Annotated in this window: 20 protein-coding genes and 1 tRNA gene; 14 read left to right on the top strand and 7 right to left on the bottom strand. The window is 30.8% G+C overall.

What is annotated here, in order from left to right:
- Positions 1-172 precede the first annotated feature (172 nt).
- Positions 173-697: a toprim domain-containing protein gene (locus CC87_RS08485; RefSeq protein ID WP_038058112.1), complete on the top strand. Its 525-nt coding sequence runs from the start codon at positions 173-175 to the stop codon at positions 695-697.
- Between the two features lie 79 nt (positions 698-776).
- A complete protein-coding gene (locus CC87_RS08480; RefSeq protein WP_084222243.1) occupies positions 777-2,051 on the top strand; it encodes a tyrosine-type recombinase/integrase in 1,275 nt (424 codons plus the stop codon).
- A gap of 168 nt (positions 2,052-2,219) precedes the next feature.
- Here the strand turns inward: CC87_RS08480 and CC87_RS08475 are convergent.
- Positions 2,220-2,293 (bottom strand) — tRNA-Arg (locus CC87_RS08475).
- 149 nt (positions 2,294-2,442) lie between these two features.
- Here CC87_RS08475 and ileS point away from each other — a divergent pair.
- From ileS to dprA, 11 genes are all read left to right on the top strand, one after another.
- On the top strand, positions 2,443-5,250 hold the full coding sequence (gene ileS / locus CC87_RS08470; protein ID WP_038058107.1) for an isoleucine--tRNA ligase: 2,808 nt from the start codon (positions 2,443-2,445) through the stop codon (positions 5,248-5,250).
- Complete coding sequence (gene lspA / locus CC87_RS08465; RefSeq protein ID WP_038058105.1) at positions 5,247-5,708, top strand: signal peptidase II; 462 nt, start codon at positions 5,247-5,249, stop codon at positions 5,706-5,708. Before ileS ends, lspA begins: the two co-directional genes overlap by 4 nt.
- A 1-nt stretch (position 5,709) precedes the next feature.
- Complete coding sequence (locus CC87_RS08460) at positions 5,710-7,608, top strand: hypothetical protein (protein ID WP_038058103.1); 1,899 nt, start codon at positions 5,710-5,712, stop codon at positions 7,606-7,608.
- Complete coding sequence (gene pabB / locus CC87_RS08455; RefSeq protein WP_051920839.1) at positions 7,601-9,382, top strand: aminodeoxychorismate synthase component I; 1,782 nt, start codon at positions 7,601-7,603, stop codon at positions 9,380-9,382. The genes CC87_RS08460 and pabB overlap by 8 nt, the downstream gene beginning before the upstream one ends.
- A gap of 43 nt (positions 9,383-9,425) precedes the next feature.
- On the top strand, positions 9,426-10,505 hold the full coding sequence (locus CC87_RS08450) for a 3-isopropylmalate dehydrogenase (RefSeq protein WP_038058100.1): 1,080 nt from the start codon (positions 9,426-9,428) through the stop codon (positions 10,503-10,505).
- A 5-nt stretch (positions 10,506-10,510) separates the two neighbouring features.
- On the top strand, positions 10,511-12,316 hold the full coding sequence (gene uvrC / locus CC87_RS08445) for an excinuclease ABC subunit UvrC (RefSeq protein ID WP_051920836.1): 1,806 nt from the start codon (positions 10,511-10,513) through the stop codon (positions 12,314-12,316).
- Positions 12,317-12,620: 304 nt separating this feature from the next.
- Complete coding sequence (gene dnaX, locus CC87_RS08440; protein WP_051920834.1) at positions 12,621-14,153, top strand: DNA polymerase III subunit gamma/tau; 1,533 nt, start codon at positions 12,621-12,623, stop codon at positions 14,151-14,153.
- Between the two features lie 4 nt (positions 14,154-14,157).
- Positions 14,158-14,496: a YbaB/EbfC family nucleoid-associated protein gene (locus tag CC87_RS08435; protein WP_038058098.1), complete on the top strand. Its 339-nt coding sequence runs from the start codon at positions 14,158-14,160 to the stop codon at positions 14,494-14,496.
- Positions 14,497-14,501: 5 nt separating this feature from the next.
- Entirely contained in the window at positions 14,502-15,110 is a 609-nt protein-coding gene (gene recR, locus CC87_RS08430; protein WP_038058096.1) for a recombination mediator RecR, read from the top strand.
- The gene (locus tag CC87_RS08425) at positions 15,107-15,706 is read left to right on the top strand and encodes a hypothetical protein (RefSeq protein ID WP_038058094.1); all 600 of its coding nucleotides are present in this window, start codon (positions 15,107-15,109) and stop codon (positions 15,704-15,706) included. The genes recR and CC87_RS08425 overlap by 4 nt, the downstream gene beginning before the upstream one ends.
- On the top strand, positions 15,682-16,719 hold the full coding sequence (dprA, locus tag CC87_RS08420; RefSeq protein ID WP_051920831.1) for a DNA-processing protein DprA: 1,038 nt from the start codon (positions 15,682-15,684) through the stop codon (positions 16,717-16,719). Before CC87_RS08425 ends, dprA begins: the two co-directional genes overlap by 25 nt.
- Before the next feature lie 15 nt (positions 16,720-16,734).
- Here the strand turns inward: dprA and CC87_RS08415 are convergent, their stop codons facing one another.
- The 4 genes from CC87_RS08415 to CC87_RS08405 all read right to left on the bottom strand — a co-directional run bounded on the left by CC87_RS08415 (position 16,735) and on the right by CC87_RS08405 (position 21,502).
- Positions 16,735-17,994, bottom strand: a complete 1,260-nt coding sequence (locus CC87_RS08415) for a class II fructose-bisphosphate aldolase (RefSeq protein WP_038058093.1) — start codon at positions 17,992-17,994, stop codon at positions 16,735-16,737.
- A gap of 94 nt (positions 17,995-18,088) precedes the next feature.
- Complete coding sequence (locus tag CC87_RS09070) at positions 18,089-18,244, bottom strand: hypothetical protein (protein ID WP_156955610.1); 156 nt, start codon at positions 18,242-18,244, stop codon at positions 18,089-18,091.
- 69 nt (positions 18,245-18,313) lie between these two features.
- Positions 18,314-19,228, bottom strand: coding sequence for a transglutaminase-like domain-containing protein (locus tag CC87_RS08410; RefSeq protein ID WP_038058092.1), 915 nt, complete (start codon positions 19,226-19,228; stop codon positions 18,314-18,316).
- 3 nt (positions 19,229-19,231) lie between these two features.
- Positions 19,232-21,502, bottom strand: a complete 2,271-nt coding sequence (locus CC87_RS08405; protein WP_038058091.1) for a molybdopterin-containing oxidoreductase family protein — start codon at positions 21,500-21,502, stop codon at positions 19,232-19,234.
- A 195-nt stretch (positions 21,503-21,697) separates the two neighbouring features.
- On the opposite strand from CC87_RS08405, the gene CC87_RS08400 reads away from it, so the two are divergent.
- Positions 21,698-22,012, top strand: a complete 315-nt coding sequence (locus CC87_RS08400; RefSeq protein WP_169740283.1) for a hypothetical protein — start codon at positions 21,698-21,700, stop codon at positions 22,010-22,012.
- Between the two features lie 181 nt (positions 22,013-22,193).
- Here the strand turns inward: CC87_RS08400 and CC87_RS08395 are convergent, their stop codons facing one another.
- Positions 22,194-22,847: a nitrite/sulfite reductase domain-containing protein gene (locus tag CC87_RS08395; RefSeq protein WP_038058089.1), complete on the bottom strand. Its 654-nt coding sequence runs from the start codon at positions 22,845-22,847 to the stop codon at positions 22,194-22,196.
- A gap of 21 nt (positions 22,848-22,868) precedes the next feature.
- Positions 22,869-23,282, bottom strand: a complete 414-nt coding sequence (locus tag CC87_RS08390) for an RrF2 family transcriptional regulator (protein WP_038058086.1) — start codon at positions 23,280-23,282, stop codon at positions 22,869-22,871.
- Positions 23,283-23,467: the final 185 nt, after the last annotated feature.

Below are 23,467 nucleotides of genomic sequence, written 5' to 3'. Positions count from 1 at the left end.
ATGAAGGTTAAAGCCTCATAAGAAGTAGAATTTTGAGCTTCTCTGATAAGTTTTTCAATTTCAGCATTTAAATCAATCTCTTTTACTTCCATTTCTTTAACCTCCTCCTTACTCTCTTATTTCTCTATACTATCATAAATCAGACACAATTTAAATAATACTTCCCTTGTGTGTGTTTTGGCGGAAAAAGGAGAATGGAAAGCGATTTTTTGGATATGGAACTAGGGATGAAAATGGCAACTATCATATCAGGTTTGCAAGAAAAGACGCGAATGTAAAAGAGCTTGTTTTGAGAGTGGGAGGAGAGAATACGTTTAGTCTCATACGGCAGGGCACAAGTGAAAGGGTGGTGGTAGTAGAGGGTATACATGATGGTTTGGCGGTGTGGGAGAGATATGGGAAGGCGGTGAATATTTTGATTTTGAACGGAGTGGGAAATACCCAAAAAGCCGCAGAGTTTCTTGTTCACAGTCAACTATACATAGATGTATATTTGGCTCTGGACAGGGATGAAGCGGGTTTAAAAGCTGAAGAAATGCTTTTACACGCCTTGAAAGGCAAAAAAATATATACAGAATTGATTTTCCGGGCAAGGATCCAGATGAAGCCAAAAAACAGCTCTGGAAAATCCGCCCCATTTCGCTTCCTCATTCTTCTTTTATTTGTCGCACATCTTCCCCCTCAATATCTTCAGTGAAATAAAATTTCTTGGAAAAATTTTTTATTTTTGCTTTTTTTGAACCAAATTTTTAACCATCAAGTTATTTTTTTATCAAATGCTTGGCAGCATGAAATTCTTGGAAAAGATTTTTTCAGAGGAGTTTTTCAAAATTGAGGAAGGGAAGAGAGTGCACATCCGCACAAAAGAAAGATGTCCGAAGTGTGGGAAACCTTTCACTGAAATTCCTGGGATAGCTCTTGTTTGTTTGCGGTGCAAGACTGTTCCCAAAAGGTTTTACATTGATTTATACTGGCAGGGAAAGAGAGTAAGGATCTACTCTGATAAATCAGGACAACCTCTTTCAAGCTACGAGCAGGCAAAAAGGCTTGCTTCTGTGATTGAGCTTGAAATTCAAAATAAAATCTTTGATCCTACAAAATATGTAAAAGGAGATATTAAACGGTTCCTCTTTCAAAATTTAGTAAAACAATATCTTTCTGAAAGAGAAAGAGTTTTGTCTCCATCTGCTTTTCTCTCAAAGAGAACCTGGTTTACAAAATACATTTTACCAGTTTTTGGAGTAATGGATGTGAGAGAAATTAGAGGCTTTCATCTTCACGAATTTTTTGAAAACCTTGTAAAAGAAAATCCCCTTTCTCTTTCTTCGGTAAAAAAGATTTTTGTGGAATTAAAAGTTTTTTTGAACTGGTGTTTAAAAAAGGAAATTATAGAAAGACTTCCTGTTTTTCCTGAGATTAAACCTCCAGAGCCTGTGATAAAGTGGCTTTCCCGGGAAGATCAGTTAAAAATTCTTTCCTGCATACCAGAAGAACATCGTCCTATCTTTGAATTTCTATTTGCTACAGGTTGCAGGGTAGGAGAAGCAAGAGCGTTGCAATGGGATTGTGTTTATTTGAAAGACGGCTACCTTGTAATAAGAAGAGTTTTCTCTGGAGAGTATCATTTAAAGGAGTTTCCTAAGGAAGGGAAGCAGAAAGTTATTCCTTTGGTTGGTAAAATCCGAGAAATTATTCTAAAACAAGCAAAGAACAAAAAATCACCATGGGTTTTTCCTTACAGAGCAGGAAAGAAGTGGATTGCTTATCCTTACAAGGCTTTGAATCGTGTTTTTAAAGAAGCATGCAAACAAGCCGGTGTTGAAGGAATAACTCTTTACCAAGCATCAAGACATTCATTTGCCATGTCAAGGCTTCAGGCAGGATTTTCCTATGAAGAAGTGGGAGCTGCTTTAGGACATAGTTCACCACAGACTACACGAAGATATGCCAGACTCAGGGCTGAGCAAGTCAAGCAGGTTTTTGAGGGGTCAAAAATTATTCTCTTCCCTCATGAAAGGTTTGAAAAATCTAAGTCTGAAAATCAGGAATAATTAACCACAATCGCTGAAAACCAGGTTCAAAATTTTCAGTTTGTCTCCAATTGAAACCAGGTATCAATTTCTAACCCGCATAAATTCTTGTGTCCCCAGCAACTGTCCCCAAACTGTCCCCAGAGAGGGTTGTTGAAAATTTGATTTCTATGAAAGTAAGAAAAAGTGCGCGCCCGGCAGGACTCGAACCTGCAACCTTTGGATTCGTAGTCCAATGCTCTATCCTATTGAGCTACGGGCGCAACTATTTATAATATAATTTAAATTTAATTTTTAGCAACCTTATTAAAAACTGTTTGAAAAAAATAAAAAGGTCTTCTGGCCATTCTATAATTTATAAATTGTGATAAAATAAAAAATTTAAAATATTTCTTTAGAGGAGGCTTAGTTAATGGATTGGAAAGATACCCTTAATCTCCCTAAAACAAGTTTTCCTATGAAAGCAAATTTAGTAGAAAGAGAACCAAGTTTTTTAGAATTCTGGGAAAAAGAAAAAATATACGAAAAAATGTTGGAAAAAAGAGCAAATGCCCCGCTTTATATTCTGCATGATGGGCCTCCTTATGCCAATGGACATATTCATTTAGGAACAGCTTTAAATAAAATTTTAAAAGATATTATTGTAAAAAGCAAATCTATGGCAGGGTATAAAGTGCCTTATATTCCAGGTTGGGATTGTCACGGTCTTCCTATAGAATTAAAAACAGAACAAGAATTAGGAGTTAAAAGAGGAGAACTTCCTCCTTTAGTAATAAGAGAAGCTTGTAGAAAATATGCTCAAAGATTTATTAATATCCAGAAAGAGGAATTTAAGCGTTTAGGAGTTTTTGCTAAATGGAATGAGCCTTATCTTACTATGAATTTTGAATATGAAGCAAGTATTGCTCGCGAATTTTTGAGATTTTTGGAAACAGATCAAATTTATCAAAGAAAAAAACCTGTTTTCTGGTGTCCTAATTGTGTAACAGCTTTAGCAGAAGCAGAAGTAGAATATGCTCCTCATAAATCACCATCTATTTATGTGAAATTTCCTTTTACTGAAAAATTAAAAATTTTTATAGAAGAAAAAACAAATATTAAAATTGATAAACCTGGTTATGTTCTTATCTGGACTACCACTCCCTGGACTCTTCCTGCTAATCTGGCTTTAGCTATGAATCCAGAATTTGATTATTTATTAGTGGAATGGGATGGAGAATATTATATTGTAGCAGAAGGCAGAGTTTCTGCACTTTGTGCAGAAATGAATAGAGATCTTCCTAAAATTCTTGCTAAAATTGATCCCAAGGAATTAGAAGGTAAGAAGGCTAAACATCCCTTTTATGATAGAGAAAGTTTGATTATTTTGGGAGACTTTGTAACCCTGGATACAGGAACTGGCATTGTTCACATCGCTCCTGGTCATGGAGAAGAAGACTATCACATTGGTTTAAAATATGGGCTTGAGATTTATGTGCCTGTGGATCAAGAAGGAAGATTTTATGAAGATGTTCCTTTAATTGGTGGTTTAAATATTTTTAAAGCTAATAAAGTTATTTTAGATATTTTAAAAGAAAAAGGACATTTGCTTTATCAAGATACTATAGAACACAGTTATCCTCATTGCTGGAGATGTAAAAAACCTGTAATTTTTAGAGCTGAGGATCAATGGTTTATTTCAATGGAAGCCAAGGATCTCAGAAAAAAAGCTTTGAAAAGTCTGGATCAGGTGAAATTTATCCCTTCCTGGGGGAGAAACAGAATTTATTCCATGTTAGAAAATCGACCTGATTGGTGTATTTCAAGACAAAGGGTTTGGGGTGTTCCTATAACTGTTTTTAAATGTGCTAAATGTGGAGAAATTTTAAAGGATTATAAATATTATCAAAAAATTATAGAAATTTTTGAAAAAGAAGGATGTGATCCCTGGTTTGTAAAATCTGCAGAAGAACTTTTACCTGAAGGAACAACTTGCCCCAAATGTGGAAACACTACATTTGAAAAAGAAAAGGATATTCTTGATGTATGGTTTGATTCCGGAGTTTCTTTTGCAGCTGTGCTTGAAAAAAGATCAGAACTCTCTTTTCCGGCAGATTTATATTTAGAAGGTTCTGATCAGCATAGAGGATGGTTTCATAGCTCTCTTTTATGTTCTGTGGGAACCAGAGGAGTTCCTCCCTATAAAGCTATCTTAACCCATGGATTTGTGGTTGATGGTCAAGGTAGAAAAATGTCAAAAAGTCTTGGAAATGTAATTCATCCTCAGGACTTAATTAAACAATATGGAGCAGAAATTATAAGACTCTGGGTCTCAGCAGAAGATTACAAAGATGATATAAAAATTTCTAAAGAAATTCTTAAACGTTTGGTAGAGGCTTATAGAAAAATAAGAAATACTTTTAGATTTTTAATGGGAAATCTTTATGATTTTGATCCTAAGAAGAATCTTATTCCTTTTGAAAAACTTCCTGAATTTGAGCAATATATTTTGTATAGACTTAGCAAAGTTATAGAAAAAGTTAAAAAAGCTTATGAGGAATTTGATTTTCACATTGTTTATCATGAAATACACAGATTTTGCGTGGTTGAACTTTCCTCTTTGATTATAGATATAAATAGAGATTATCTTTATTGTGAAGCTCCAGACAGTTTTAAAAGAAGAGCTACTCAAACTGTGTTTTATTATGCTTTAGATAGTCTGGTTAAACTTATGGCTCCTATTTTATCTTTCACAGCAGAAGATATCTGGCAGAATTTACCCTATGAAAAAGAGGAAATTTCTGTATTTTTAACTGATTTTCCTTCCTATAAATTTGAACTTTCTGCTGATAAAGTTAAAAACTGGGAAAAAATTCTTGAAATAAGAGAAGAAATTTTAAGGGCTTTAGAAATAGCAAGAAAGGATTATAAGATTATTAATACTTTTCTTGAAGCAGAGGTTTTTGTTAAAGCTCCAGAAGAATTAAAAGGGTATTTAGAAAATAGTGCTTTTTGGGAATATTTTATAATGGTAGCCAAATTTTCTTTGATAGATGAAATAATAGAAACAGGAGAAAATGAGATAGTTTGTGATTCTGAAGAAATAAAAGGATTGAAAATCAAAATCAAGCCTACAGAATACAAAAAATGTGAACGTTGCTGGCAAAGAAAGCCTGAGGTAGGAAAGCTTGAAAATCCAGAATTATGTCAAAGATGTTATGAGGTGATAAAGAATAGATGAGATTATTCTGGATAATAGCCAATATAGTTTTTATTTTAGATAAAATTACTAAATTTTTTGTAATTAAAATTACTTACCCTTATAAAGAAGTTTTAATCCAAATTTGTCCTGTTTTAAACATTGTAAAATACTGGAATAAAGGAATTGCTTTTGGACTTTTTTCTAAAAGTGGAAATTTAGTGAGCTGGTTACTTATAGGGAGTACTTTTATTATACTTTTGGGTTCATTTTTATGGGCTAAAAATATTGCTAAAGAAAAAAAAGATAACCTGTCTCTTGTGGCTTTGGGAATGCTTTTTGGAGGAGGATTGGGAAATTTAGTTGATAGAATAGTTTATGGAGCGGTTTTAGATTTTATAGATTTACATATTAAGCATTATCATTGGCCAGCTTTTAATGTTGCTGATATAGCTATTACTTTTTCATTAATTTTACTCTTATATAAATATTTAAAATAATATGTTTCTTAAAATAATTGGATACAAAAATTTTATAAATTTTATTTTTAAAACCAAAGCATCTGAGGTTAAGTTACACTTAGAAGATTTATTACAAAATAATTTTAATAAAATAGATAAAAATTTATATAAGATTGATCCCAAAAAACTTATTAAACTAAATGAAATAATTACAAATTTAAAAGAACAATTTTTAAATTTCTTAGAGTCAGCACCTTTACCTTTTACTTTTTTTCTTGCAGATTCTCCAGAAAAATTACCAAATTCAGAAAAATTAAGAGCTGGAAAAATCTATTTTGAATCAGCTTTAAAAAGCAAAATAGAATCACAGCTTAAAAATATCAAGATTTTTTATAGAATACAGCCATGGAGAAATTTTTGGGAACTTATTTTCCCTGCTACAGTAGATCCTAAATTGAAATTGTTTTATAAAGATATCTTTTGGACAGGAAAGCAAAATTTTTGTTTTTTTTGTAATACTACCTGGCATGATTTTTCTAATTGCCCAGCTTTATCCGAATCAGAGCCACGAAAAATTTTTGATAAAGCTTTGGAACTAAATTTTTCTGAGTTGGCTCAAATTCTATGGGAAGGAATAACCAAAGAAAACCTATCCTTTGATAAGTTAAAGTATTTTTATGTAAGACATTTCTATTTACTACCTGAATTTTTAAAAATAGTATTTTTCAAAAGTGAAAGTATAGATTCTTGGAGCAAAATCAAACTCAATATGTCAGCCCCTGTAAGAGGAGGTAGCTTAGGTATAGGATTAGAAGCTTTAATAAAAAAAGATTTAAATATGGCTGAAAGAAGATTTATGGAGGTAGAAGAAGATTTTAGAGCAAGTATAGGATTATTTTTTGTTAGTCTTTTAAAAGGAGATATGATAAAATGTTTTTATTATTTAGAAAATGCTTTGAGTAAGGAATTAAATAATTTTATAAAATCCTATTTATTATTTTGGAAAGGTTATATTAAGGAAATGCAAAATGATGATATATCAGCTTTAGAATTATATAAAAAGGCTTTTGAAACTGATCGCACCTGTTTACCTGCTTTTTATCGGTTCAATTTAATTAAATATAAAAGAGAAGAAAGTGATATAGAAGGAATTTTAAGTTATTTTAATCATCCTTATTTAATATACTGGGGATATTTAGAACCTTTATTAATTAAAGATCAAAAGACTATAGAAAAATTTTTAGAAAAGAAGTTTTTAGAAAAGAAAGAAATAGCTTCTCAGCGTTTAAAAGAAGCTGAAGATCTTTATTATAAACTCAAAGAACTTATGTCTGAAGATGAGAGAAAAGAATATGAAGAAAAATTAAAAAATATAAGTAATAAGATATACAATGGTGGAATAGGTATAATTGAGAAAGCTGCAGATAATGCTATGGATTTGACTTTAGAATTCCGTGCTTATGTTTATAATAAGTTAAAAATTGTGCAAGAGGAATTTAAAAGATTAGAAGAAGAATACAATTTTTTAGCTCTATTTTGGCAAAAATATCCTTTTAAATATGAAGATGTCATTTTTGGAAAAGAATTAAAAGATTTAAGTGAATTAATGAATAGGATTTCTACATTATTGAAAAGAAAAGATGTGACAGATTTTCTATCTCAAATTTTATCTGATCTTAAAACAAGCAGAATGAAAATTGATATTCTTAAAGAACTTAAGGAAAAATTAAATAAGAAATGGATTTTTAGGAGAAGATTGGCAGATTTTTTAAAAACTTTTACTGTTTTAGAAAGTTTTTTGGTTTTTGTTTATGCAGGTTCTTTCTTGATTAACTTAGAAAGCTTAGAAAATATTTTAAATTTTCCCATGTTTTTGATATTATCTTTATTATTTCTTGTTATTTGTTTAATTGTTAGTTATCTAAAACATTATGAATGAAGCTTTTTTGTGGATTAAAGCAGATAAAATACCTTATCAGGTTATTTCTTTTGTTTATCCTTTGGAAAAACTGATTTTAACTGATCCACAATATATAAAAATTTATTTTAAAATATTACAGAAAAAAATTGAAAAAGGCTTTTATGCTTTTGGATTTTTAAGCTATGAATTAGGTTATTATTTAGAGCCTAAGCTTAAAATCTGGGCTAAAAACACGAGATTACCTCTTGCTTATTTTGTAATTTGTAAAGATTTGAAAAAATTCTTTTTAACTCCAGACCCTAATTTTTCTCAGGAAGATTGTAAAATTTCTAATCTTAGACTTAATTTAGAAAAAAAGAAATATATTAAAGCTATAGAAAAGATCAAGAATTATATAGCTTCTGGTGATGTTTATCAGATTAACTTTACTTTCAAAGCAAAATTTAGGTTTAAAGGTGATCCTAAAAAATTTTTCAAAAGTCTTCTTTTTTCTCAGAGATGTAAATATGCTTTTTATTTAGAAAATGAAAGCTTTTGCATTTTATCTTTATCTCCAGAGCTATTTTTAAGGAAAAAAGGAAGAAATTTAAAAAGTTCTCCTATGAAAGGCACGGTTTCAAGAGCTAATCTCTGGAAAGAAGATTTAAAAATAAGGAATTTTTTAAGAAAAGATGTAAAAAATCAGGCAGAAAATATAATGATAACAGATTTAATAAGAAATGATTTGGGCAGAATTTGTGAAAAAGGAAGTGTATATGTCTCAGAACTTTTTAAAGTGGAAACCTATCCTACTTTACATCAGATGATCTCTTCTGTAGAAGGAACTTTAAATACTGAAGATTTTTATGAGATAATTAAAGCCCTGTTTCCTTGTGGTTCAGTTACAGGAGCTCCAAAAATACGTGCTATGGAGATTATAAGTGAATTGGAAAAAGAAGCAAGAGAGGTATATACAGGGGCTGTTGGTTTTATAACTCCTGAAAAGGATTTCCTTTTCAATGTAGCTATTAGAACTCTTGTTTTATGGAAAAAACGAAAGGAATATGAAGGAGAAGCTGGTATCGGAAGTGGAGTAGTATGGGATAGCATTCCAGAAGAAGAATATAAAGAAAGTATTTTAAAAGCCAAATTTTTTACCAAAACTATACCATATTTTGAACTTATAGAAACTTTTTATTATGAAAATGGCAAAGAAAATCCACTTTTAAAATATCATTACAAAAGGCTAAAAGAATCTGCTAAATATTTCAATTTTAGAATTCCTCAGGAATTGAAGAATTTTGAAAAATTTAAAACTTTTATAGATAAAAAGGCAGGACATCTTGAGTTTAAAAAATATAAAGGACGATTATTGTTGTCTCCTTCTGGTGAAATTAGTTTAAGCTTTTCAGAATTTGAAAGCTGGCCAGGAAAAATAAAAATAGGATTAGTAAAAAGAAATTTTGATCTGGATAGATTTTTTTATCATAAAACCACCTATAGAAAGCCTTTAAATGATTACTTTTTTAAAGCCAAAGAGCTGGGTTTGACAGAAATAGTTTTTTATAATGAAAAGCGGGAGATCTTAGAGGGAACCATTTCAAATATATATATAAAAATAGGTAATATATTATACACTCCACCTTTAAATTTAGGTATTTTAAACGGAGTCTTAAGAAGATTTTTAATTTCTCAAAAAAGGGTTAAAGAGAAGAAAATATATTTAGAGGATTTGAGAAAGGCAGAAGAAATTTATATAGGTAATGCTTTAAGAGGTCTTGGTAAAGTTATAGAATGGTATATATTAGATTAGATAGATTTTATAAAAAATAAAAATTAAGATAGGAGGTTATATAATGGCAGAAAAGAGTTATAAAATTGCTGTTATTCCTGGAGATGGCACAGGACCAGAAGTAATAAGAGAAGGGGTAAAAGTTTTGGAAGCTGCTGGAAGAAGATTTGGTATTAAATTTAATTGGACTTATTTTGATTGGGGAGGAGAAAGATATCTTAAAACAGGAGAGACCATCCCAGAAGGTGGAATTGAAGAACTTAAGAAATATGATGCTATTTATCTTGGAGCTATAGGTCATCCTGAAGTTAAACCAGGAATTTTGGAAAAAGAAATCCTTTTAAGAATTCGTTTTGAGCTTGACCAGTATATAAATTTAAGACCAATTAAACTTTATCCTGGTGTTTGGACTCCTATAAAAGACAAAGGCCCAGAAGATATAGATTTTGTGGTGGTTAGAGAAAACACAGAAGGACTTTATGCAGGTGGTGGAGGATTTTTAAGAAAGGGAACTCCTCATGAGGTAGCTATACAAGAATCTATAAATACTCGTTATGGAGTAGAGCGGTGCATAAGATTTGCATTTGAGTATTGTAAAAAAAGAAATAAAAAGAAAAAGTTAACTCTTGTTGGAAAAACCAATGTTTTAACTTATGCCTGGGATCTTTGGTACAGAACCTTTCAAGAGGTAGGGCAGGAATATCCCGATATAGAAAAAGATTATGCCCATGTAGATGCTACTTGTATGTGGTTTGTTAAAAATCCTGAATGGTTTGATGTAATTGTTACAGATAATATGTTTGGGGACATTATTACAGATCTTGGTGCTATGATACAGGGAGGTATGGGAATTGCAGCTGGTGGAAACATTAATCCTGAGGGAGTATCCATGTTTGAACCTATCGGAGGTTCAGCTCCAAAATATACAGGAAAAAATGTGATCAATCCTTTAGCTGCAATTTGTGCTGGTATGATGATGCTTGAATGGCTTGGAGAAGATGAAGCAGCTCAAGCTATAGAAAATGCAGTTATCAAGGTGTGTAGAGATCATCTTAAGAGTATGGCTGCGGGAAAAATGGGATATACTACCAGTGAAGTAGGAGATCTTGTGGCTAAATATACTGAAGAAGGAGTAGAACTTTAAAATGTATGTTAGAAATAAATTTGAAAGAGATTCCAGAATCTCCAGGGGTTTATCTTTTTAAAAATAGAAAAGGAGAGGTTCTTTATGTAGGGAAAGCAAAAAATTTAAAAAACAGGCTTTCCTATTATGTAAAAGGACCTCTCCTTTCTCCTAAGATTTATCATTTAGTCCAGTCTGCAGAAAAAGTAGAGTATTTCTTAACTAAAAATGAAAAAGAAGCACTGCTTTTAGAAGCAAATCTTATAAAGAAGTATCGTCCCAAATATAATGTTCTTCTTAAAGATGATAAAAATTATCCTCTTTTAAGAATCCCTCTCAATGAAGATTACCCTGCTTTACAGATTGTAAGAAAGAGAAGAAAAGGAGATAAAGCGGTTTATTTTGGACCTTTTACCTCAGCCAGAGGTTTAAGAGAAATTTTAAAGCTTCTTTCCAAAACCTTTCCTTTAAGAAAATGTAGTCTTGCAGAAATGAGAAGAAGAAAGACTCCTTGTATTTATTATCAAATAAAAAAATGCTTAGCTCCTTGTGTAAATCCTATTCCCAAGGATAAATATCAAAAGTTAGTAGATGGAGTAATAGAATTTTTTCAGGGTAAAGGTAAAGAGCTTTTAGAGAAATTAAAAGAAGAAATGCACAGATTAGCAGAAAATTTAGAGTTTGAAAGAGCAGCTTTTTTAAGAGATAGAATTAAGGATTTGGAACAGATTCTTGAAAAACAAGCAGTTGTATTAAATGAGCCTATAGATTTAGATCTCTGGGAGTTTAAAAAGCTGAATACAGAAGAATATTTTATAGTTCTCTTTGTTCGTTATGGTTATCTTTATGGATTTCAGACTTTCAGTTTAAAAAATATTTTGGAAGAAAACTCTTTAAGAGAAGTGCTTTTACAATTTTATTTAGAAGGAAAGATTATACCACCTTTTATATACATTCCTCAGGAAATAGAAGAGAAAGAAGATCTTGAAGCTTTGTTTTCTGAACAAGCAGGTTATTCTGTAAAAATAGACCTTATTCCAGGAAAAGAAGAATTTCAAATTTTAAAAGAGGATGCTTTAAAAAATTTAGAAAATTATATTCTTTTTGAAAAAAGACATGAGAAAGCTTGGTATTCAGGGCTTTCTGAGGAATTAATGCAGGTATTAAAACTTTCCAAAGAACCTCGTTGGATTGAGGCTATAGATCTTTCTCAATATTATGGAGAGGCAAGGGTAGGGGCAATTGTTTGTTTTTTTGAAGGAGAACCTGAAAAATCCAGATATCGCCATTATCATATAAAAAGCGGAGCAAAAGATGATTATGCTATGCTTTATGAAGTTTTATATAGAAGATTAAAAAGAGGTTTAGAGGAAGACAATTTGCCTGATCTATTTCTTATAGATGGAGGAAAAGGGCATTTAGAAACAGCTCTAAGAGTAGCAGAAGATTTGCAAATAGATAATGTAGAATTTAGATCAGTGGCAAAAAATGAAAGAAGACAGCCTGAAAAAATTTATATTCCAAATAGAAAAAATCCTCTATTTTTGCCAAGATATAAAGAAGTTTATCATTTTATAGGAAGAGTTATACAGGAAGCTCATAGGTTTGCCAAAACTTTTGCAGAAAAAACAAAAGGAAAAATTACTTTAAGTAGTATGCTTGATGAAATAAAAGGAATTGGTCCTAAAAGGAAAGAGGTTTTATTGCAAAATTTTAAAAGCCTGGAAAAAATTGTAGAAACTCCCCTTGAAAAATTAGCTCTCCTTCCTGGATTTAATCTAAGAGTAGCTAAGATTCTTAAAGAAGAATTAAAAAAACGCATTTCTCATTAAAAAAATTTGCAATATGCAAAATTTAAAAAGATTTACAAATTGCCAAAAGACTTTTTTGTTTTATTTTAAAACTATGAATAAAAAATCAAATAAGGTTATAGTTGCTGAGGATGAATATTTAACTTGTAAATATTGTGGTGGGAAGGCTGTAATTGAAGGAACCTGAGCCAATGCTCGGGTAAGGTGTCTTACCTGTGGAATAGAAAGACCTGCAGAAGAATATGAAGATGAGATAGAAAAATTAAAAGAAAAGTGGATAGAAAAATTCTGTTGCCAACTTTAAAAAAGGCTTTAAAATATAGACATGTCTTATTTAGTTTTAGCGCGTCGTTATCGTCCTCAAACCTTTAAAGAGGTTGTTGGGCAAACTCATGTTGTAAAAACTTTAATTAATGCTATAAAACAAGGGAAACTTTCTCATGCTCTTCTTTTTTCAGGTATAAAAGGAACAGGTAAAACCACTATTGCAAGAATTATTGCCAAAGCTTTAAACTGTCAAAATCTTATAGATGGCTATGAGCCTTGTAATGAATGCACCAATTGCATAGAAATAAATAAAGGCATTTTTGTGGATGTTATAGAAATAGATGCAGCATCAAATAGAGGAATTGACCAAATAAGAGAGATTATAGAAAACTTAAAATTTGCTCCTGCTAAAGGAAAAGCCAAGGTTTATATAATTGACGAAGCTCACATGTTAACCAAAGAGGCTTCTAATGCTTTATTAAAATCATTGGAAGAACCTCCTTCTCATGTGTATTTTATTTTAGCTACCACAGAGCCTAATAAGATTCTACCTACTATTCTTTCAAGATGCCAGAGGTATGATTTTAGAAGACTTGATTTACCTTTGTTGGTAAAATATTTAAAAGAAATTTGCAATAAAGAAAACTATGAAATAGAAGAAGAAGCCTTAAAACTTATTGCTAAAGAAGCTCAGGGAAGCTTGAGAGATGCTCTTTCTCTTTTAGATCAAGCCATGGCTTATGGAACTAGAACCAAAGAGGATGTTATTTATGCTTTTGGATGGCATGAAGCTATTTTAGTGGAGGAACTTGCTGAAATTTTATTAGAAAAGAATCTAAAAAGAGCTTTGCAAACAGCCCAAAAAATTTATGAACAGGGTATAGATCTTATATATTTAATGGAAAAACTCACTGAATTTTTTAGAGAACTTTTAGTAATAAAAGCCTTTCCTAAGGAAAGCCAATACAATTTTCAAAACCCGGTTTTAAGAGATTTAATATTAGAAAATGAGCTGGAGGATATTTTTTTGGTTTTTCAGAGTTTATTAAAAGATCTGGAAAATTTAAGAAGGAGCAATTACCCTCAACTCCAATTTGAATTATCCTTAGTAAGGATTTGTGAATATCAGAAGTTAGTTCCTTTAAGAAAGATCATTGAAAAACTTGACCAGATTTCCAGTTCAAATTTTTCTTTTACTCCTGAGCAGTTTTTTAATAATATAGCCTCTTCAGAAACAGAAAAAATTACAGAACCAGTAACAATTTATAACAAATCCAAAACCTGGGAAAATTTTATTAAAGATATAGAAAAAGAAAGTCCAGCGCTTTATGGTTTTATAAGTAATTTGCCTGAACCTGAAATAAAATCAGAAAACATTGTGTTAAAAATAGACGAAGCTTTAACTAAATCTCCTTATTTTAGTGTTTCAAAAGAAAAAATACAAAGTTATTTTAACAAGCCTTTAAAATTAGAAGTTAAAAACAATAGGAAAGATACTATAGAAGAGATAAAAGAAAGACCAGAGGTAAAAAATATTTTAAAAGTTTTTTCTGCTAAAATAGCTTACATACAACCTATATTAAAGGAGTAGAGATATGAAATTACCGCCTCAATTTCAGCAAATGATGAAAGAAATTCAGAAAATGCAAAAAAAGCTGGAAGAAACTCAGAAACAACTGGAGGAAAAGACTGTAACAGTTCAAGTTGGTGGAGGCATGGTTACTGTTACAGCCAATGGGAAACAGGAGATAATTTCTATACAGATTGAAAAAGAGCTTATCAATCCTGAAGAAAAAGAGATGCTGGAGGATTTAATAATAGCGGGAGTTAATGAGGCTTTAAAAAGAGCTAAAGAAATGGTAGAGGAAGAGCTTTCCAAAATTACAGGAGGACTTAAATTTCCTGGGGGTTTTAATATCCCAGGTTTGTTTTAATTCTTATGTCTGTAGCTTATCCTTTAACTTTAAAAAAGTTAATAGAAACATTAGCTCTCCTTCCTGGTTTAGGAGAAAAAAGTGCTACCAGACTCTCTTTATATCTTCTTTCCAGACCTGATTTATGTGAAACCTTAGGAGAGCTTATAAAGGAACTTCCTTACAAAGTAAAATTGTGTAAATTTTGCAGGAATCTTTCTGAAGAAGAAATTTGCCCTATTTGTAGGGATGAAAGCAGAGATTCAAATTTTTTATGCATAGTAGAAAATCCTGTTAATCTTTTTCATATAGAAAATACAGGGATTTATAGAGGATATTATTGGGTTTTACATTATCTTATGTCCCCTAAGGATGGAATAGGTCCTAAGGAACTTGGGCTTGATCATCTTCTGTTTTTGATACAGAACAGGAATATAAAAGAGGTTATAATAGCTCTTTCTCCAACTTTAGCAGGAGAAGCTACTGCAGCTTATATTTTGGAAGTTTTAAAAGATTATCCTGTAAAAGTTACTAAGATTGCCTGTGGTATTCCTATGGGAATGGAACTACAATTTGTAGATCCTTTAACTCTAAAAAAAGCACTTAGTGGAAGGGAGTTGCTTAAAGAAAAATGAAAAAAGAATTGAATTTGTGCCGAAAAATTGCCTTAGGTAGTCTGATTCAAGGCTATTTTCATAATTTAAGAGGAACAGTGCAAGCTATATCTTTAGAACTTCAAATGCTTCTTTTAAAAAAAGATCCTAATTCTTCGCCAGAGGTTTATCAGCGTATAAATAAAGCTTTTTCTCTTTTAGAAAAATTACAAAGTCAATTAGAAACAGCCTTTGAGGAAATTTCTGGAGAAAAAAAAGGCTCTTGGAATTTGAAAAAGTTTTTAGAAAAAGAAATTTTGTTCTGGGAAGCTAATCTTGATTTTAAACACAAAGTTAAAAAGGAAATTATAGTAGAAAAAGACTTAAATGTAGAAGGGTCTTATAATTTTTTAAAAGGTATTTTTTGCCTTATTTTTCAGGAGCTTGTTTATGGTTTAAGAGAAGAAACATATTTAAAAATTTTTATTAAAGATAAAGTAGAATTTGTTTGGGATAAAGAGATGGAAAAGGAAGCCTTAGAGAGATTAAAAATTTTGGCAGAAAGTTTGAAAGATCAGGTAGAGATAAAAGTTGATAAAAATAAACTTCAAATATGTCTGAAGAATTTTTGTGGTTAGGATTTTATCTTAAAGAAAGAAATCTCAATAAAGTTATTAAATATTTTGAAGAAAGAATTAGTATTAAGGAGCTTATTAAAGAAAAGAAATATTCTTTAAAAGAACTTGAAAATTTAGCAGAACAGGAATTCAAAAAAGCAGAAAAATTTGAAGTAAAGATTTTTTTTAGGGAATCTGAAGATTATCCAGAAATTTTAAAACCTCTTCCTTATGCTCCTGTATTTTTATATGTAAAAGGTACTTTCAATTTAGAAAAACCTGTTATTGCTATTATAGGTTCAAGAAAGCCCACCAATTATGGTAAAGAGGTTGCTTATAAATTTTCTAAAAGTTTAGCAGAGAAAGGTATAGGAATTATATCTGGTCTTGCCAGAGGAATAGATAGTATAGCTCATAGAGCTTGCTTAGAAGCTGATGGTTATACTATAGCAGTTTTAGGTTCAGGAATAGATGTAATTTATCCTGCTGAAAATAAAGATCTTTATGAAAAAATTATTAAAAATAATGGTGCTATAATTTCTGAATTTCCCTTTGGAACAAAGCCAAGAAAGGAAAATTTTCCCATGAGAAATAGGATTATAAGCGGTCTTTCTCACGGTGTTTTAGTGGTGGAGGCAGGTAAAAGAAGTGGGACTTTAATTACAGCTAAATGGGCTTTAAATCAAGGAAAAGAAGTTTTGGCTGTTCCTGGTAATGTATTTTCCTCTCAAAGTGAAGGAACTCATTATTTATTAAAACAAGGTGCTGTTTTGGTTTCTTCTCCAGAAGATATCATAGAATATTTAGATTTGGAAATTGATCAAACAGAAAAAGATTCTGAAAAAGAAATTATAGAGGTTTCACAAGAAGAAAAAGAGATACTTGGTCTTTTATCTTCTTATCCTCAACACATAGAAGAAATTTTTGCAAAACTTAATAAACCAGCTTTTGAAATTCTATCAATCCTTACGGATTTAGAATTAAAAGGTTTAATAGAAACTTTACCAGGAAAATATGTTAAGCTTAAAAATTAATTTTTTTACACAAAATTATGTTTTTATAACATTTTTCACCAGATCTAAGGTATTTGGTATATTAAGGGCTTTGAATATTTTTTCAAAAAGTCCTTCCATATCAGAAAGAATTTTTTCTTTCACTTCAAGTGGTAAATCCCACCACTCTTTTTTGAAAATTCCGAAACCTTTTTTTCTGGTTTTGTAGATAAATTGAGCTTCAGTCATGCCTTCTTTCCATTCATTTTTAAGATTGGTTTTGAGATAATTATAAATTTTTTCTCTAAAATCAGAGGGAAAAGCAGGATGGTCATAAATAAAATTTTGAAAACCTGTAGCTAAATGAACTTCTACACACTCACATTCTGGGAAAAGATGAAAATAATCTTCTGGTAGGGTTGAAGCTCCGTGTTGCACAGCTCCTGCAAGCCCAAATTCTTCTCTTGCAATTTTGGACAAAGTTTTAAGAGTATTAAAATCAAGCTTTACAGTAGCTACTTTTCCATCAGGTAAAACCACTCCTCCATGAGCAGTTCCAGTTTGGATACTTATCTTGGAAATACCCACCTCACCTTTAAAGGTTTTATTAAACCCATTCATAAAGGCTCTTAATTCTTCAGGGGTGCTGTTATGTCCCCCAATTTCTCCTATTTCTCCTCCCAAGTTTACTGTAACTCCTTCAGGTTCTAAAGATCTTACAAATTCTGCTAATTCTGCAGTTACTTCATAATTATACTTTTGTTGTTCGTCCAGTGTTTCTTTTTCAATAATAACCAAAGTGGAAGCATCAATATCTATGTTATAAAATTGAGCTGGAATAGCTTCTTTTATAAGTTTTTTAATATTTTCTTTCTCTTTTTCTGGATTTGCAAAAAAAGATTTTCTATTAAGCTGAAAATGATCTCCTTGAATAAAAACAGGTGCATTAAAGTTTTCTCTGAAAGCTGCAGCAAGAATTACTGTAGCATATTCTAAAGGAGGTTGCTTGGTATATCCCATTTCAGATTTTGCAATCTCAAAAATCAAAGCTCCTGCATTTAAACGTTTAGCTACTCTGAAAACAGTTCTTGCCACATCATAAGTCATTCCTCTGAGATTCATAGCAGGTACTGTAAAACCTAAAAATTTTTCAGAGAATTTTTTATAAAGAGGATATATAGAATATCCTTTATATCCAAGTTCTTTTAAAGCTTCTTGCAAATCTTTTAAAAGAGAGTTATCTTCAAAAACTGCTTTATAAATAAGACTATCTATTTGTGCAGGATCTTTTTTCAAAACTTCTACTAAATTTCCCATCTTAAATACCTCCTATTTATTTTATAGATTTTTATTATATAACAACAATGAAATATTTTAAAGGTAAAATTTATAATGTAACTTTTTTAATTTTTTATTTTTTAGATTTATTTTTGCCAAAACCAAACCAATATATTAAAGCAGGGGCTTTGATTAAAAAGCGTAAAAATATAGCTGAGCCTAAGGAAAACAGAGCAAAATAAGCTTTAAATTTATCAAATTTTGTAAAAGACTCTTTTTTATTAGCCATTAAAATTTATTCTAACTACATAATCAAATAAAGTCAAATTTTTCTATAGAAGAAATTTTTTAAAATTTTTTAATTATTTAATTTTTTGAATATTATTTTAAGATCGTATTGATGGATGATTTTGCCATTTTGTTTAATAACTGGATAAATGAAGTTTTTTTCACGGCTAAGACAAACTCTGTTAAAATCTAAATTTCCAAAATAATATTCTTTCAGCTCAGGATGTTTATCTGCTTCTGAAATATCAACAGGCATCCATCCTATATTAGGTATAAAAACTTTTACCCAACTATGATATCCATAAATTAAACCTTCTTCTTTATTCTCAGGAATCATATATCCTATTTCAAAAACAGTAGGAATATGAGCTAAACTGCATAAAGACATAAACAATGTATGATAGTCTATACAATTACCTTGTTTTTCTTTTAAAATTCTTTCTAAATCTCCTTTTCCACAGCCTTTACAGTGTTTATTATAAGTCATGTAGTCAATTACAAAATTATAAAATTTTTGCACTTTATCCAGGGTAGAAGTAGAATTAATAAGGACTTTCTGAACCAATTTATTAAGTTTTGTCCTCACATCAGGTTTGTAGTTTTTGAAAATAAAATTTTCTAAAGGTGAGGTGTTAGGAGACCAAGTTTGATTATTTTTTAAGTTGTTTTTTATTTCTCTGCGTTTTATTATATAAACCACTTTAATTTCTTTTGATTTGATATTTTTAAGGTGTAAAATTGGAGTTCCAAAGGTGGTATCATAAATTAAATTAGCCTTTATATTTTCAGGAATAATTTGATAATTTACTAATTTTTGTTCGGGCAATTCAGGAGGAAAAGGAAGCCAGATATCAATATCTTGAGGAGTTTTATTAAAAGTGAAATTATAAGAAATTAAAAAAATTTGATTTGTTTTTTCTTCTGCCCGGATAAAATTAACTGATAATAAAATCAGAAAAAAGATTAATAAAATAACTCTATTCATGGTTTACCTCATTTTTGCAATTTTTATTTTTACTCCATTAAAAGCTACTTGTCCTGAAATAGGGCAGAGGGCTTTCATATGAGTAACAAAATTAATAGATTTCCAAGGAGAAAAAGGTTGTTTTTCACCATAAGAATAAGGCACGAATACAGTATCTTTTCTGATATTTTTAGAAATAATAGCTAAGCATTCTGCTTCTCCATAAGGAGAAATGATTTTTATTTTTTCTTTATTTTTTATACCATACTTTTTAGCAACTTCAGGGTGTATAACACATATTTGATCTGGAGCGTATTTAATCAAAAGTTCTGACCAATGACTGGCATCTCCCATGATAGTGGAAGAGGGTCGTCCTGAAATAAGATTTAAAGGATAGGGATTATCAGTATTTTTAACTACTATTTCCACGGTTTTAGCTAAACAGGATTTCTTTTCAAAAGGAGAAAGGATCAGTTTAGACTTATATTTAATAGTTTTTTCTCCTTTTTCTGCCAGATCAGGGTCTTTGTAAAATTTTGGAAAAGATGACAATCCTTGCATTTCAAATTTTACAGGAGAAAAATAAAACTGAATTTTACCATTTTTAGTATGAAATTTTCCATCTGTAAAAAGAGTTTTTCGGTTTTTAGGAGCTCTTAGGGCATGAGTTTTTTCTTCTTTAAGAAAGTCTTCTACAGAAAATCCATATCTACCACAGGCATGATTTATTAAATTTCTATGATCCTTCCATTCTTCTTTAAAAATATTCCCCCATCCCATTCTTTTAGCAAGTTCTATCCACCACCATCTATCTGGTTTAGCTTCTCCGGGAGGATCAATAAGCTTGGGAACATAAGCATATCTACTATCATCAGAAACAGGAGCTATTCCTCCTGCTTCTATCCAGGTAGCAGCTGGTAAGATATATTTAAAATAATAGGCATTAATACTTGGGACAATACCGTTCCACACGCTTAGTTCTAATTGAGAGATATATTTTCTGATTTTTTCTTGTTGAGGCCATTGAGTAAGAGGACTACCTGTAGAAATTAATGCTTTTAATTTATAGGGATAGGCAGGATTTTCCAGAGATTCCAACCACATAACAGGATTTTTTCCAAGAGCTGGTTTTAGAGGAGGAAGTTTATCCTTTGGTAAAGGAATTTTACCAATGGTATGTGAGCCATTATTTAGACAACCATATCCTGTAGTTGGTTTACAGAAATGCCCTGTAATAGCAGCTAAGAAATAAAAACAACGATGGGTCTGTACAGCATTGGTATGATGACTAAGTCCTGCATTACCTACAATGATAGCCTTAGGAGTAAGAGCATAAAGTCTGGCTAAATATTCTATTTTTTCTTTTGGTAATCCTGTAATTTGGGAAGCCCAATTAATATTATACTTATTAGCAAAAAGCTCTTTCTTAAATTCTTCAAAACCATCTGTTTTTTCTAAGATGAATTTTTTATTTTCTAAATTATTTTCTAAAATGTAATAAATCATTCCCAGAGCTAAAGCCATATCTGTTCCTGGACGAATAGGTAGCCAGAGATCACTATACTCAGCAGTTTCAGTTTTTCTGGGATCTATACATATAATTTTACATTTTTTGCTTTTTTTTCTTTCTAATAAATTTAAAAATATAGGCCTTCTGGTAGCTGCTATATTACTTCCTACAAAGATATAAAGATCCGCGTCATAAAAATCTCCATCTTCATAAATCCAAGGAGTATGTTTTATTCCTACAGTAGAAATTCCTGCAATTTTACCAGAATAATTACAAAAAGGTCCTGTTTTTTCCCAATTTGGGGTACCGTATAATCTGGCAAAAGCTTTATTTATAAGGCGTCCATCAAAAGCACTTCTTCCAGATGCCCAGATTCCTAAAGTTTCTGGGCCGTATTTTTCTTTTATATTTTTTAAAGCGTCTGCAATTTCATCTAAAACCTCCTCCCAGCTCAAACGAACAAATTTATTTCCTACTTTTTTTAAAGGATATTTTAAGCGCTGAGAAGAACTGAGTATTTCAAGACTACCAAAGGGTTTTAAGCAAATTTTACCTTTAGTAACAGGATCATTAGGGTTCCCTGTTATATGAACTACTTTACCGTTTTTTATATAAACAATCATAGTGCAACCAGCTTGACACCACATACATCCTGTAATATAAGCTTCTGCTCCTTTAATTTCTTTTTTACCTAAAGCTAAAGCTTTTTCATAAGAAAGAACAGGATAAATACCAGTAATTGCGGCATAGGACAATAGAGTTTTAATAAATTCACGCCTTGTCATTTTACCTCCTGCTAAAAATTTAGGATTTAAAGATAGTTTAAGTTGAGATTAATTAAGTTAGATTTAATAAATTTTTTAAATTAGTCAAATAAATTTTATCAATAAATACCGTTCTTTTTATAGAATTTTGTAAAAATTTAACTATAAATTTTGTTTTTATGAATAAACTTATGTTTGTTTAAAAAATTTTCTTGCTTGAAACAGATAGATAAAACTTTTATAATAAAAAATGATATCATGGCACGCATAAGAAAAGAAGAAGCTTTACGCTGGCTTTCCGAAAGAATTTCAGGACTTAATGAAGGAGAATGTTTAGATTTTCTTTGTAAAAAACGTAACCGTTTAGTAAGAATTATTAAAAACAAAAAGGGATTTTTAGTGGAAGAAAGAGGATTTTTTAAAGAAAATTTTGAAGTTAATGAAAAAGAGCTTTTAAAGCTTGTTGAAAGACTGTTTGCTCGCGAATTCCCCAGGAGCTTTATGCTCTGGGCTCATAAAAGAAAAGCTTAGGGTTTTATTATTTTTATATCAGAATTGTATGACTTTATAATTAGTCTTGACTCTTCAGCAGCTTCGTGGAGTTCAGTTTCTCCACAAGAGATGATGGGCACCTTTTCAAAGAGTGCCCATTTTATTTTATAATTCACAAAGTTATAAGTAATGAATAATTAAATGGGAGCAGAAGTTTTTATTATATTATCTTTTTTACTTCCTCAATTCCTATTCTTTCAATAAATCTGCCAAACCTTTCTCCTTTTTTTCCGTTTTCCTTGTAAAAATTTATTAATTTTTCAGCAATAATAAGAGCCTCTTCTGTAGAAAGATTTTCAGCAAGTTTTTTTGAAAACATAGGTCTCGCTCCACCGGTTCCTCCCGCCATTAGAGTCCATCCCTTTGGTTTTCCGATAAATCCCAAGTCTTTTATGCACACCTCAGCACAATCATTCACACAACCAGAGACCCCAATTTTAAATTTTGTTGGCATAGGAAGACCATGAAACTTTTTATCAAGCTCAGCTCCAAGGGAAAGAGAATCTTGCTGTCCAAATCTGCAGAAAGTATTTCCAGGACAAACTTTGACACTTCTTATACATAATCCAACAGCTGCTCCAGGGGGAACTCCTAAAATTTCCCAAACCTTGTCAATGTCCTCTTCTTTTAGTCCTACTATAGCAATTCTATTAGAGCTTGTAAGTTTAATTGCCTGTACATTAAACTCCTTTACTACCTTTACAAGTTTTTCCATAAGTTCAACAGATACAACTCCTAAGGGTATGTGAGGGACAATTGCATAGGTTTTTTTATCCCTTTGAAGTACTGCTCCTTTTTCTCCTTTCTTTAACATAAAATACCTCCTTTTATGGTTTTAAAAAGCTGTTTTTACTTTTTCAAGAGTGGTTTGTGAAAGATAAATTTTTATAAGTTTGGTTATATCTTTTATCATATCACCAAAAATACAATGAGTACCTTTGCATACTGGCTTTGGGTAGAGACAGAAATGTTCTTTTATTGGATGCTGGAGGACTTCAAATATTTCAAGAAGAGTAATATTAGCTGGGGGTTTGGAAAGAGCATACCCTCCTTTTGGGCCTCTCGTAGCTACAACAAGCTCTGCTTTTTGTAACTGCTGAAATACCTTTGCAAGATGAGCAGGAGAGGCATTAACTCTTTTTGCAAGCTCCTTTATAGACTTTGCCTCTGGATATACCTTTGCTAAGTAAACCATGGCATGAAGTCCTATGCATAGCCTTTCACTTATTTTTAGCAAGGTGTTTACCATTTGTTTAAATTTTTTTATTTTCTAATTTGATATTTAGGTATTAAAATACCAAAATATTTGAATTTGTCAATAGAACTTTTTGAAAAATTTTTTAAAATTTTTTGTTTTATTCTTTACAAAATATCATATCTAAAATCGTCTCACTTTGAGCTTTCAATTCCTCAAAGGTAGACTGGCAAGGACAG

It is taken from the genome of Thermodesulfobacterium hydrogeniphilum, assembly GCF_000746255.1.
In the GTDB taxonomy this organism is placed as follows: domain Bacteria; phylum Desulfobacterota; class Thermodesulfobacteria; order Thermodesulfobacteriales; family Thermodesulfobacteriaceae; genus Thermodesulfobacterium; species Thermodesulfobacterium hydrogeniphilum.
Note: the sequence above shows the minus strand (reverse complement) of the source record. Positions and strands in the feature narration are given on the sequence as shown.

What these genes read in the sequence shown, in the direction of transcription:
- recR (WP_038058096.1), top strand. Translation starts at nt 14,502, where the DNA reads ATGTCTGTAGCTTATCCTTTAACTTTAAAAAAGTTAATAGAAACATTA.
- pabB (WP_051920839.1), top strand. Translation starts at nt 7,601, where the DNA reads ATGAATGAAGCTTTTTTGTGGATTAAAGCAGATAAAATACCTTATCAG.
- dprA (WP_051920831.1), top strand. Translation starts at nt 15,682, where the DNA reads ATGTCTGAAGAATTTTTGTGGTTAGGATTTTATCTTAAAGAAAGAAAT.
- CC87_RS08480 (WP_084222243.1), top strand. Translation starts at nt 777, where the DNA reads ATGCTTGGCAGCATGAAATTCTTGGAAAAGATTTTTTCAGAGGAGTTT.
- uvrC (WP_051920836.1), top strand. Translation starts at nt 10,511, where the DNA reads ATGTTAGAAATAAATTTGAAAGAGATTCCAGAATCTCCAGGGGTTTAT.
- CC87_RS08405 (WP_038058091.1), bottom strand. Translation starts at nt 21,502, where the DNA reads ATGACAAGGCGTGAATTTATTAAAACTCTATTGTCCTATGCCGCAATT.
- CC87_RS08395 (WP_038058089.1), bottom strand. Translation starts at nt 22,847, where the DNA reads ATGTTAAAGAAAGGAGAAAAAGGAGCAGTACTTCAAAGGGATAAAAAA.
- CC87_RS08460 (WP_038058103.1), top strand. Translation starts at nt 5,710, where the DNA reads ATGTTTCTTAAAATAATTGGATACAAAAATTTTATAAATTTTATTTTT.
- CC87_RS08425 (WP_038058094.1), top strand. Translation starts at nt 15,107, where the DNA reads ATGAAAAAAGAATTGAATTTGTGCCGAAAAATTGCCTTAGGTAGTCTG.
- CC87_RS08450 (WP_038058100.1), top strand. Translation starts at nt 9,426, where the DNA reads ATGGCAGAAAAGAGTTATAAAATTGCTGTTATTCCTGGAGATGGCACA.
- dnaX (WP_051920834.1), top strand. Translation starts at nt 12,621, where the DNA reads ATGTCTTATTTAGTTTTAGCGCGTCGTTATCGTCCTCAAACCTTTAAA.
- CC87_RS08390 (WP_038058086.1), bottom strand. Translation starts at nt 23,282, where the DNA reads ATGGTAAACACCTTGCTAAAAATAAGTGAAAGGCTATGCATAGGACTT.
- CC87_RS08435 (WP_038058098.1), top strand. Translation starts at nt 14,158, where the DNA reads ATGAAATTACCGCCTCAATTTCAGCAAATGATGAAAGAAATTCAGAAA.
- lspA (WP_038058105.1), top strand. Translation starts at nt 5,247, where the DNA reads ATGAGATTATTCTGGATAATAGCCAATATAGTTTTTATTTTAGATAAA.
- CC87_RS09070 (WP_156955610.1), bottom strand. Translation starts at nt 18,244, where the DNA reads ATGGCTAATAAAAAAGAGTCTTTTACAAAATTTGATAAATTTAAAGCT.
- ileS (WP_038058107.1), top strand. Translation starts at nt 2,443, where the DNA reads ATGGATTGGAAAGATACCCTTAATCTCCCTAAAACAAGTTTTCCTATG.
- CC87_RS08415 (WP_038058093.1), bottom strand. Translation starts at nt 17,994, where the DNA reads ATGGGAAATTTAGTAGAAGTTTTGAAAAAAGATCCTGCACAAATAGAT.
- CC87_RS08410 (WP_038058092.1), bottom strand. Translation starts at nt 19,228, where the DNA reads ATGAATAGAGTTATTTTATTAATCTTTTTTCTGATTTTATTATCAGTT.